The following is a 12,380-nucleotide window of genomic DNA, read 5'->3' as shown; positions in this document are numbered from 1 at the left end:
TAACGTTGCGCCATGGATTTTTTTGGAAGAAACAAAGAACTCGCCTATCTGAAAGAAGCCTATCTTTCCAATAAAACAGAATTCATTCCTATTTATGGACGACGTCGTGTGGGTAAAAGTGAGCTGATTCGGCAATTTTGTTCGGACAAGCCTCATGTTTATCTCATGGGCAAGCAAGCTCTTGCCGAGTTACAGATTACTGAGTTTATGAATGAGGGCGCGCGTTGTTTCAAGCAGCCTTTACTTCGTGAAACCCAGACTCGAGATTGGAAAAAAGCCCTACAACTCTTGATTGATCACAAAAAAGAAGGGAAAAAATTGATAATAGTATTTGATGAGTTTCAATGGTTGGTAGCTGCCAGTCCAGAACTTCCTTCAATCTTACAGGAACTTCTGGATACGGAATGGAAAAAGCGGCGGGATATTTTTTTGATTCTCTGTGGGTCTTATTTAGGGTTCATGGAAAAAGAAGTCTTGGGCGAAAAAAGTCCACTTTTTGGAAGGCGAAGCGGACAGATTTTTCTTAAACCTTTTCCTTATTACGAAGCGGCCCTTTTTCATCCCCGATGGTCAGTGGTCGACAAGGCCAAGGCTTATTTCATTTGCGGTGGTGTTCCCTATTATCTTCTTTTCTTTAAAGATCACAGCTCCATCGAAAAAAATATTATCAACCACATCCTTTCAGAATTTGCTCCTTTGTTTAGGGAGCCAGACTTTTTATTGAGGGAAGAACTTCGCGAATTGCAGAAATATTATTCGATTTTGATGAGTTTGGCTTTGGGTTCCCAAACTCTTCCGCAGCTGGCTCAGCAAAGTGGAGTGGGAGATAAGAAGCTTTCCTACTATCTCCAAACCTTGCTTGAGATTGGTTATGTGCGACGAAAATTTCCGCTCAGTCATAAAAAAACAACTAAAAATGAAGTGCGTTTTATTTTGGAAGATCCCTTGCTGAGATTTTGGTTCTTTTTTGTCTATCCTCAACAAAGTTACCTGGCTCAAGTAAGTCCAGAACAGGCTTATCTGGCAGTCCTCAAACCCAGATTAGAAAGTTATTTTGGTGTTTGCTTTGAGAATCTATGTCGTGAAGCACTGACCTGTCTTTCTGCAAAATCCTCTTTGGGAAGTTTTCAGGTGGGGGAATATTGGGATAAGAATGTCCAGATTGATGTGGTGGGATTGTATGAAAAAGAAAAAATTATTTTGGGAGAATGCAAGTGGGGAAAGGTGAAATCTTCTACTGCCCTCAAAGCAGAGCTGGAAGCCAAAATAGCCTGTTTCCCAAATCCAAAAGGCCTGACTATTCGAAAAGCTTTATTTACCCAAAAGGAGATTACAAAGAAAGAGGGAGATGTTGAATACTACAGTTTGGAGAAAATCTACAATTTGATGCCCTCAAAATTTTGTTAGTCAATCCTTTGACCTTGGCCCTACATCCGTGGAGATCCTGGCCTGCGCCAGGAAGACATTATATTAATTTGCCATCCTTTCCTGACAATGTTTTGATGCCTTCCCATGGAAAAGGAAAAGTCCAAGCCCCAAAAAAAACGAAAATGGAGAAGGCGGGGAAAATTTTTTCTCTATACTTTTTTTGCTACTGTGATTTTTCTTTTTTGCAGTTTTCAATTTCCCAATTTTTTCCAAAAAACCTGGGGGCGTTTATTTTATCTGGTTCCGGGTCGATTGCAGGTCGAATATCTCCAGTTCAATTTCTTCAGCGGACATCTTCAGCTTCGAAACGCGCGTTATCAATTGCCCAACGGGGCCTCTCTCCTCCAGATAAATAATATCGATGCCCGTGGCAGTTGGTCTTCCCTCTGGAAATTTCGTTTAATCTTTCAGCATTTTAATCTGGAGGGTTTCACTCTGGATTTGAGCTCTTTCCCTCCCAGCAAAAAGAAGAGCAATGTCTCGGAGGTATTCAAAAATATCATGCAGCGTCTGGGAATTGAAGATTCTCATTTTTCAAATTTAAAGATCCTTTTGAAAAATATGAATTTTGAAATCCCAAGGGCAGAACTCCAGTATGTCCCTGCTCTTTTAAAGGGCGATCAACTCTTGCTCAGCCTTCACAACATCCAGGGAGAACTTTTTTCCAAACCTCTGTCGGTGAGTGAAATGAGTTATGACGGCAGTTTTTCCTTTTCCAGCACCCTAAAAAAGGTGCTGCTTTTTCAGGAGGCCAAAGGGCAACTGAAGATTCGTGGCGCCCAACTGGGCAAATGGCAGTTTTCCGATCTGGCGACGGAGGCCAAGTTGGAAGATGAAAAGATCAGCGTCGAGAATTTTGAGCTTAAAATCGGAGAGACTGCTTTTTTGCTCAATGTGGCCTTGGCCCCCATCGAACAACAGGCCAAGGGCAGTCTGAAGACTAAAGGCTGGATCAGCCCCAATGATATTCCTGGCCTGGGCAAGCGGGTGGCGGGCAGTTACGAGAAGCTTCAGGCCAAGCTCGATTTTGATCTCACGGGTTTTCTCCCCAAGGAAATGGAAGGCTACGTCGAACTGCAGCTGCAGGCGAAAGACAATCTTTATAATAAAGAAAATCCAAATCTGGATATTCTGGTCAAAGGACCTTTGGTCAAAGGGAAACTGGATCTTGCCCAATTAAAGGTGTCTACCGAAAAAACGAATATCTTTACCAACAAAGGCAGTATCGATTTTAGGAAGATGGAAATCTCTGTTCCTATTAGTGGCACGGGTTTCGATTTGCGTACTTTTATTGCCATGCTTTCTGATTTGGAAATCTATGGTTATGTCGATTTTAATGGAACGGTGACCGGTTCGCTCAAACGTCCCGACTTTGTGTTTAGCGCCAAGGCCAAAGAGACGGGCTATAAATTTTTAAGATTCGGGCAAAACGAGGGGAAATTTCAGATTGTAGACGGAACCCTGGGCTATGTGGGAAATTCGCCCGCTGAAGCTCTGTACAAGACTCAAGTCAACATCCAGGCGCCCTTTATTTTTGAGGAGAAACGCCACACGAATCTGAAAAGTAGTTTTGCCAATCTGGAGGCAAGGCAACTCCTCGAGAATCCGGAGATAAAGGGAAAAATTACCGGCATTTTTGATTTGGAGGTCGATCATCAAAAAAATCTGGGAAAAGCGAAGGCCAGTATCGATGATTTTTTCTTTTACCAGTTTCGTTTGGGCGCTACCGAAATGGAAGGCGATTTGAACAGCGGCGTGTTTTCCATCCCGACGATGAGTATCCATCCTCCCACCTATCAGAAGATGACCTTGGCAAAGGATACTGTTTTTAACTTCGATCCCAAGGGATTTCACTTCAAAACCAATCCCCTGCCAGGCATGCATGGAGAGGGTGAATATTTTTACGAACGCAAAAATATTTTTACGGCCAGGGTAGACTGTAAAAAGTGCGACCTGGCACCGCTGGTTTCAGCGCTCGATTTCAATCCCCTGGAAGGAGACTTAAGCGGATCGCTGGAGATGAACCTGGTGATTGGAAACTTTCTGGCCTCCAAAATGCAATCCAAAGTAGATCGATTCAGCCTTAAACTCGGAGATGAGAGTTTGGAACAGACTCGGCCTATAAAAATCAGCTATTCCCAATCTGCCTTTCATTTTGACGATGCCGTGCTTAATTTTAAACAGGGCAATCTTGTGCTAGGCGGATCTTTTAAGAGCGATGGGCCTCTGGATCTCTCGCTCAAGGGGAGTGTAGATCTGGCCATTCTTTCGCAATTTAAAACCCTGGTGAGAGAGGCTGCTGGCCTTGCCCAAGTCGATTTGAAAATCACCGGGAACAAGAAGCAGCCCGCTGTGTTAGGCAGTCTGCAGTTTCAAAATGCACTGCTTGCTCCGCGTGTTTTAGGGAACCCGATTGAAAATTTAGAAGGAAAAGTGATCTTTGAAAAAGATTTGCTGCGCTTTGAAAAGCTCAAAGGGTCGGTGTTAGAAGGCGATCTTCTGGTTTCGGGACAGGTCTGGCACCAGGATTTTAAAATCCAAAAATCGGATGTAAACATTGAGGCCCGGGAAATTGCAGTCAGTGAGCCGGGGGTCTATAAAATTATTTTATCCGGAAAACTGGGTCTGACAGGAAACCAGGACAATCTGCTTTTGGCCGGAAATCTGGATATTACTGAAGGTCGTTATATCAAAAATTTCGACATCAAAGACTATATTTTAAAACCCAGCACGGTCAGTGAACCTTCCAAGCCTTCCCCGATTTCCAACTTGAAATTGGATCTCAAAATAAAATCGCCCGGCGAGCTGGCCATCAAAAATAATATTGCGGAACTTTATCTCAAAAGCGATTTGCATGTCACCGGCACTCCGATGAATCCTGCCTATCAAGGGGCCCTTGAAATTCTGGATGGGAGCTTCCATTATTTTAAGCTCAATTTTGAGAATGCCAAAGGGGTGATTGATTTTCGGGACGTGCGCAAAAGTGATCCTTATGTCGAGATTGTCGCCGAAAAATTATTCGAACGGCCCAGTCAAGATATTCGGGTGAATGCCCGCATTACAGGATATACCGATAATCTTCAGCTTTCCTTCACCTCGGATCCTCCTTTGGAAAAACGAGAAATCCTGGCCTTGATTTTTACCGGGAATTTGCCCGAAGACAAACGCAGCATTTCAGGGGCAAACTTGGCAAGCTCGGTGCTCGCCAACCAGCTGACCTCGGTTCTGGAGGGCCCGGTGGGTTCTTATACCAGCCTGGATGTATTCCGGCTGGAGGCCTCGGATCCCGAAGCCCAAAGTTTAACTTCGCTAGTGGTAGGCAAAAGAGTCACCGATAGACTTTCCCTGGAATTTAAAACCGATCTTTCTTTGGAAGAATCGGTGAAAAGTGTACAAGCAGAATATCTTTTGTTTGATAACCTTCTTTTAAAGGGTTCTCGAAGCACGAATGGGCGTTATCGACTGGAATTGACTTTGCGTTTTAAGAGTTATTAATGAAGCTCCGACATTTTTTCATTCTATCCACCCTGCTCCTTTCCTTCTCTCCCCGAGCCCTTCCTGGAGGAGAGTTGGAGCGCATCCGTTCCATTGAAATCCAAAACAGTCTGCCCCAGAGAAGAAAGGATATCTTGTCGATTATTCGCCTTAAGGTAGGGGACACGTTTGACCGTGAAAAAATGGACAATTCCATTTTTGATTTACGCAAATGGGGGGTCTTTAAAAATGTCGAGGTTTTAGTCCGTCATGAAGGCAACGAAGTCGAGCTGACTTACCAGTTGGAAGACGCCTACATTATTAAAGAGGTGGCCATCGCCGGAAATTATCCCCTGCTTGAAAAACGGGTGCGGCGCGCTGTTTTCATGTCTCCGGGCGATGTGTTTGAAGAGGAAAAAATTCCGGAACAAATCGATCGTCTGATCGGTTTCTACGAAAAAGAGGGCTTTCAAAACACCATCGTTTATATTCAGCAATACCCCAACGACAATGACCGTTCCATCACGCTTAAAGTGGTGATCGAAAAAGGACGGGGTTTTCGCGTCAGGGAAGTAAATCTGGAAGGAAATACGGTCTTTCATCCGGGAAGAATCAAAAATAAAATCAGCCGATTTTTTGACTTTAAACCCCGAAAAATTAAAAGCGACATCGATTCTATCGTAAAACTTTACAAAGATGCGGGCTATCCCCGAGTGCGAGTCAAACTTTCCAAGACCGAGTTTGATAAAGAGCGCCGCACCGTCGATTTGACCCTGCAAATCAAGGAAGGAAAAAGGGTAGAGGTTTTATTCGAAGGCAATGCGCATCAGCAAAGTAGAAAACTGCAAAAAATTGTCTCGGTGACTCAAAGTGGAGACACAGACGAATTTGAACTCGAACATTCCAAGGCCCTGCTTTTGGCCCATTATCGAAGTCTGGGCTACGATGAGACCCAGGTGACATACACAAAAAAGGAACTCAGCCCTCTCCATAGCCTCCTCGTTTTTAAAATCGAGGAAGGCCCCAAGCATCTCATTAAAAAAATTGATTTTGAAGGCAACGAGCATTTTTCCGATAAGACACTCAAAAAACAAATGCTCACGAAAGAAGAATCCCTGGGCGACTCGGGGGTTTTTCTGGAGGAATTATTCAAGCAGGACCTGGAAAATATCGAGAAGTTTTATGAGACCCAGGGTTATTTGGAAACGAAGGTGGAAGATTGGAAAAAGGAGCTGAATGCCACCCAGGATAAATTTCTTTTAAATGTAGAGCTGAAGGAAAGAAAAATTTATCCCGTAGAATCTTTGGAATTTGAGGGCCTGAAAAGTCTGAAGCTGGAAAAAGTGAAAGGCTTTTTGCGGGTTCAGGAAAATAAACCTTTTTCTCCCACCTTGTTGGAAGAAGATGTGCGCGCCCTCCTCGTGCACTATGCGGATCAAGGCTATCCTTACGCCGAGGTGAAGACTGAATTTGATAAGCTGGATTCCGGCAAGGTCAAAATCCGATATAAAATCAACGAGGGGAAAAAAGCTGAAATGGGTCAAATTTTGCTCGTTGGAAATAATCGAACAAAATCCAAAAGCATCCTTCAAGCCTTGAAATTAAAAGAAGGAGATCCTTTCAGGCCCCAGCAGATCCTGGATAGCCAGATTCGACTTCGCCGACTGGGTATTTTTGATTCCCTCAGTCTGGAAACCCTGGGCCTAAAAGGAAAAGAGGAAAAAGTTCATCTGGTGGTGAGGGTCGAAGAGAGAAAAAATAAAATTCTGGATTTGGGTTTTACCTACGATACCGACACCAGCTTCAAGGCCAAATTGGTTTATAGCGAACTCAATTTATTGGGGCGTGCCAAACACCTCGATTTTAAATTGACGGGCGGGCTGCTTTTTAACCGTGGCGAGATTGCCTATACCGACCCCCGTTTTTTAGGATCGGATTGGCAACAGTTTGCTAATGTTTTTGCGCAATATGAAAATCGGGCCTCACTGGAAGACCGTCAGGTAGGGACCTCTCTGGCTTTTTTGAGGGATCTTACCCGCAAACTCAGCTTAATTTTTAAATATGAATTTGCCTTAACGGAATTCAATGAAGCCAAAACCGATTTTTCCCTGCTTCCCCCTGGAAGTGGGACCAACACAACGGGAAAATTAGGTGTCTCGGTGAGTTACGACAAGCGGGATAATTTTGGAGATCCCCATTCGGGTTTCTATACGGTGGGCAAATTCGACTATGGAACCCAATTGAATGATGGCGTCACCCATTTTTTAAAGTGGGGCAGCCGCTTTGGTTATTGGTGGTCTCCCTTTGCAAAATTAACTTTTGCCAATGTGTTGCGTGTGGATAATATCATCCCCCTCAGCTCCTCAGGCCGGGTTCCCGCCCAGGAATTATTCTTTCTGGGGGGAGACGACACAATCCGAGGCTTTGGCCAGGATCAGATCAACCCCGGAGGCGGAAAATTGGCCCTGGTGCATAATCTTGAACTGCAGTTCCGTCTTTATAAAGGTTTTCAAGTGGTGGGTTTTGCCGATTCGGGCTTTGATATCAATTCCTGGGGGGAGTTGGGTCTGGATACTTTAAGACATAGCGCTGGAGCGGGGCTCCGTTACGTCACCCCGGTGGGTCCTATACGCCTCGATTATGGCTTTATTTTGGATAGAAGACCGGAAGAAAGTAAGGGGAGGCTGCACTTTACCTTTGGCTATTTCTTTTAAACACGATAAAATTTTAGGATTATGTCTATGCAAGAAATTCTTAAAAAATCGATGCAGGGGATGGGCAAGGTGGTGGAGGGAATTGCCAGGCCTTTTCTGAAAAAGACGGGGGCTTCCCCTGCGTCTGCCCATAAAAATGGCCGCAGTACGAGTGAATCCTTTTCAATTCCGGACTATAAACTCAAGAAAGTCCTTTCTCTTTGTGAATTAAAAGACCTGTCTTCCCTGCTTCCGGCCTTGTCCTCCAAAAAAATAATCTATTATCAATGGGGCGAAGAGAAGGTCTTCGATTTGCTGTCCCAAAAAGGAGCCACCGAGATCCTTGAACTCGAAAACGAGTTTTCCGCCTCAGAGGCCAAGGTCCCTAAAAATCTTCAGATCGATAAATTGAGAGTGAATCTCTGCAAGCTTCCCTTCAAAAATGAAAATATCGATTTTGTGCTCTTCCTCAGCTCGGGGCTTAAAAAGAACGATTTTATCCCCTGGTGTTCGGAGATTTCAAGACTGCTGAAAGACAATGGGCGTGCGGTGATTTCCTTCATGCATCCCTTTTGGGAATATCTCTCCAATCCCAGCGTTCGTTTTGCCCATCGCTTTGACCGTTATTTTATGGAGCTCAAAAAGAATCAGCTTTACGTGGAGGAGATTCGCGAAGTGCTGGTGGAAGATTCCCTCAAAGTGAAGCTGCGTGCTCTTTCAGAAGAGGAATTTAAATCCATCAAAGGCCTTCCCGCACTGCTATTTTTTAAAGTAGCCCGCTTAAAGCGGCAAAAAAAGTAATTATGGATCTTCAAAAAAAAACATCCCCCGAAGAAAAACTGAAACTCCTCAAGGTTTCTTTGTTTGAACCCACTCCTTCGGAGGGGAACTATGTCCCCTGTGTTCGAACAGGCAATCTGCTGTTCATTAGTGGTCAACTCCCAAAGGTGGGCCCGCAACTGGCCTTCAAAGGGCGCCTGGGCAAAGAAGTGAATCTCGACAACGGCAAGCGTGCAGCGAAACAGGCCTTGGCGAATGCGCTGGCGGTGGCGAAATGGGAAATGGGCTCTTTAGATAAAATTACACGCGTCGTCCGTTTGACCGGTTATGTAAACAGTTTCCCGGGTTTTAGTGATCAAGCCAAGGTGATGGATGGCGCCAGTGACTTGTTGGGAGAAATTTTTGGAGACCTGGGCAAGCATAGCCGAGTCAGCGTGGGTGTCACCGACCTGCCTCTGGGAGCCACGGTAGAAGTGGATTTGATTTTGGAAGTGAAATGATTGAGTCCTGTCTTTCTGTTGTCCTCAATTCAACGCAAACCCCTTCTTCCCAATCATATATTCAATTTTCCGGGCCAGCGAATCGATGTGAAAAGGTTTCACTAAAAAATCATCTGCTCCACTTTCGAAACAACGTCTTCTGTCTATTTGTCCATCTTTTGCCGTTAAAACTAAAATCATGATTTCCTTGGACCCAGGGCTGCCCTTTATTTTTTGGCAGACTTCTATCCCACTCATCCCGGGCATCATTAAATCGAGTAACAATAATACGGGTTTATATTTGCTGATTTTTTTAAGGGCTTCCTCGCCATCCTGCGCCTTTTCTACCTCGTAGCGATTGGGATTAAGAATTCGTGAAACAATCTTGAAAATCTGCGGATCATCATCCACCACCAGGACGGAGTGTTTTGCGTTTTTTTCCATTTATTTTATCCCTCGATAAAAAAATACGAAATTAAGGTAGGCAAAAATTATAACGATTAAATTTAAAAAGGCCAAGGAACAGTTTCGAACCCTTGCATATTTTTTCCAAGGCTAACGCGGCGCATTATCTGCTTGACAGGTCGGACAAGCTTAGCGATAAACGGTAGCCAGTTGGTTTCGTGTGGGTAAGTAACGTAGCGAGTAAAATCGCATAACGGAACGAGTGAAATTTAACAGAGATTAATTTCTTGACACATCTTTTATAATCTCTTAACTATTTTGCACTTAGCATTCCGTTAATGGGGTTATTTCTTTATTAATAAAAAATTTTAATTTTATAGAACTGGTGAGAGCCAGTGTTTGTAAAACTGTTCTAAAAATAGAAACTAAAATAAAAAGGAGAGGAAGCCATGAAAAAAATAGGCTTATTAGCCGTGGCAGCCGCTGTTGCTCTGACAGCTGGTTCATTACAGGCTAAAGATAAAAGTTCCGCTGGGGGCTTAGAGCTCAGTGGAAATGTCGATGTGGTTATGGGTTGGCAGCATGACTCTGCAAATATTGGTGGTGGTGGTGCATTTGGCATGATCAATACCGTTAATGATGCAGACACCTCCGGTGGAGTTGGTGGGGGACAATTAGGTGATTTTAGAGGTGCAGATACCCCTAAGAGAGACACCTTCAATTTCTACCTCGATCAAGTTGAACTCGATCTGAACAAGACCTTCGGTGAAAACATCCGTGCCCGTGCCGATTTGGACTTCGGTCGTGCTGCTTCAGGTTCCTATCACAGTGTGATAGAGCAGGCCTATGTGACCGCGAATATTCCCCTAGGGAATGGCGTGGAATTCCTGGTGGGACGTTTCAATACCCCCATCGGAACTGAATCGGTGGATCGTAACGACAATACCGCACTTTCTTACAGTAACATCTTCAATTTCATTCGTCCCCACAATACAACCGGTGCTAAAATTTATTACGCATTCAATGATAATATCGATTGGCATTTGTATGTGGTGAACAATCTGTTTGATACCATTGCCATGGATACCACCATTCCTTCTTTTGGTACCCGTATTGGTTTTACCTGGGGTGAAAAAGGGAAAGAAAGCACCTTTGGTCTTTCTTATGCAGCAGGTCCTGAAGGTGCGGCGGCTCATCTTGTGACCGGTGCAGCAGTTCCTGTAAGTCTAAAGAAGCATTTCACGCATATCGCTGATTTGGATTTCTCGGTTCACGTGACCGATGCCTTCTTGATTGCTGGTGAAGCTATCTATAGACAGGATAACTTGGGTGGTGCTTATTTGGGTGCCGCGGGTCTTCCCCTAATCGGTGTCCCTGGAAATCCTAATGCGAAGGCCTTTGGTGGTAACTTACTGTTAGGTTACAGTTTCAACGAAACCTGGAATGCCTACCTTCGTTACGATTTCTTGAACGACAGACAAGGCCTCTATACCACAAACGTTCATTCTACCTATCATGATTTTGCCTTAGGTGCAGGCTACCAAATCACCGATGGTGCAAAGATGAAATTGGAATATCGTTTAGATTTGCAACGCTATACAGGTGGCGCTCCTAAAGGATATAACAATGGTTTCGCCGCTGAATTTGCCTATAACTTCTAATTGAGAAGTTTAAGCGTGGCTTTTGAAAACCCCCCGATTTATCGGGGGGTTTTTTTTTCGTAAAGAAGGATTGTTTATTACGGTGTTAAAAAAGTAGGCATATGATTAAAAATGAAATTCATTCAAAACAAGAATGCAAATCCAAAATTATTAACTCCTTATAAAGTCTAAAGAAAATTAATTGTTGTTTTTGGCATCAAGCATGCATTAACAAGCAACGGCAAGATTAACAACTTCTGGAAAAGGAGCATGAAATGAAAAAAACTTTATCTCTATTAACCGCATTCTTGGCCTTTGCACCGTTCTCCTCAAAGGCAGAATCCAAAGCGGGTGGTCTGCAGCTTTCTGGAAATATTGATGTGGTTACGGGCTGGCAACACGACGATAGCAATGCCTTGGGAACTCCGGTGGGGGGCCAATTGGGATGGTTTCGCGGCGCAACGGCTCCCAAGCACGACACCTTTAATTTTTACCTCGATCAAGTCGAACTGGATCTCAATAAAACTTACGGTGAAAATATTCGAATGAGAGCGGATATCGATTTGGGTCGCGAGCTTTCCGGAACAGGAAGAAATACGGAAGGTTTTAATATGTCCCTCGAGCAGGCCTATGTCACTGTAGGCGTGGGTGGGGCGGAGTTACTCGTGGGTCGTTTCAATGTCCCCATCGGTTATTATGTGGTCGATCGTGCCGATAACCCCACTATTTCTTTCTCAAATATTTTTAATTACGTTACGCCCGCCAATGCAACAGGCGCAAAGCTGTATTATTCCTTCAATGACCTGGTGGATTTGAATGTCTATGTGGTCAATAATTTAGCCGATTCCGTGGCCTTTGGTAATCCTATTGCGGGAGGAACCACCGTGAATCCTGGGGGCTTGGCAAGTTACAGCGCCATTCCTTCTTATGGGATGAGACTAGGATTCAACTGGGGCAAGGACAACACCAAAAGCACCGTCGGCTTTTCTTATGCCGGTGGGCCGGAACGCTTCGGTTGCAACGGAGGCGGATCCTCTTGTAACAAGCACCTCACCAATCTGGCCGATCTGGATTTCGCGGTTAAATTTACGCCGGAGTTTTTATTGGCAGGCGAATTGGTTTACCGTCAGGACAACTCCAACATCTTGGGTATCAAGAACGACAAGGTCTGGGGTGGATTTGTTGTGGCCAATTACGATTTGAATGAGGCCTGGAGAGTTTTCTTCCGTTATGGTTTTTTACAGGATCGAAGTGGCTATTACACGGCAACAAACCAGAACATGCATGATTTCGCGCTGGGCCTGGGTTACCAAATCACGGATGGAGCAAAACTGAAGTTGGAATACAGTCCGACTATTTTTGATCCTCGTGGCACGGGTGCCAAGACTTCATGGAGTCATGGATTTGCCGCAGAACTGGCTTATAACTTTTAGTTTTCTTCCCCTCCTAATAAGTGCAGCCTCGCTTTTGTTATAAGCGGG

The 12,380-nt window shown here is 44.4% G+C and carries 8 protein-coding genes; 7 read left to right on the top strand and 1 reads right to left on the bottom strand.

The genetic code is table 11. The features are described 5' to 3' along the window. Positions 1 to 12 precede the first annotated feature (12 nt). The 5 genes from HQM15_00625 to HQM15_00605 all read left to right on the top strand — a co-directional run bounded on the left by HQM15_00625 (position 13) and on the right by HQM15_00605 (position 8,875). Entirely contained in the window at positions 13 to 1,407 is a 1,395-nt protein-coding gene (locus HQM15_00625; protein ID MBF0491270.1) for an ATP-binding protein, read from the top strand. Positions 1,408 to 1,512: 105 nt separating this feature from the next. After that, a complete protein-coding gene (locus tag HQM15_00620) occupies positions 1,513 to 4,923 on the top strand; it encodes a translocation/assembly module TamB domain-containing protein (GenBank protein MBF0491269.1) in 3,411 nt (1,136 codons plus the stop codon). Then, positions 4,923 to 7,616 (top strand): outer membrane protein assembly factor BamA, encoded by a 2,694-nt coding sequence (gene bamA / locus HQM15_00615; GenBank protein ID MBF0491268.1) that lies wholly within the window; start codon positions 4,923 to 4,925, stop codon positions 7,614 to 7,616. Before HQM15_00620 ends, bamA begins: the two co-directional genes overlap by 1 nt. A gap of 27 nt (positions 7,617 to 7,643) precedes the next feature. Next, positions 7,644 to 8,396: a hypothetical protein gene (locus HQM15_00610; GenBank protein MBF0491267.1), complete on the top strand. Its 753-nt coding sequence runs from the start codon at positions 7,644 to 7,646 to the stop codon at positions 8,394 to 8,396. Between the two features lie 2 nt (positions 8,397 to 8,398). Continuing rightward, a complete protein-coding gene (locus tag HQM15_00605; protein ID MBF0491266.1) occupies positions 8,399 to 8,875 on the top strand; it encodes a RidA family protein in 477 nt (158 codons plus the stop codon). A 24-nt stretch (positions 8,876 to 8,899) separates the two neighbouring features. On the opposite strand, the gene HQM15_00600 is transcribed toward HQM15_00605, so the two are convergent. Next, entirely contained in the window at positions 8,900 to 9,298 is a 399-nt protein-coding gene (locus HQM15_00600) for a response regulator (GenBank protein ID MBF0491265.1), read from the bottom strand. A gap of 581 nt (positions 9,299 to 9,879) precedes the next feature. Here HQM15_00600 and HQM15_00595 point away from each other — a divergent pair. Together HQM15_00595 and HQM15_00590 are read left to right on the top strand one after the other, a co-directional pair. After that, positions 9,880 to 10,920, top strand: a complete 1,041-nt coding sequence (locus tag HQM15_00595; GenBank protein ID MBF0491264.1) for an outer membrane beta-barrel protein — start codon at positions 9,880 to 9,882, stop codon at positions 10,918 to 10,920. A gap of 254 nt (positions 10,921 to 11,174) precedes the next feature. Next, positions 11,175 to 12,332, top strand: a complete 1,158-nt coding sequence (locus tag HQM15_00590) for an outer membrane beta-barrel protein (protein ID MBF0491263.1) — start codon at positions 11,175 to 11,177, stop codon at positions 12,330 to 12,332. Positions 12,333 to 12,380 lie beyond the last annotated feature (48 nt).

The sequence above is a fragment of the Deltaproteobacteria bacterium genome, assembly GCA_015233135.1.
Taxonomy (GTDB): Bacteria; UBA10199; UBA10199; order JADFYH01; family JADFYH01; genus JADFYH01.
Note: the sequence above shows the minus strand (reverse complement) of the source record. Positions and strands in the feature narration are given on the sequence as shown.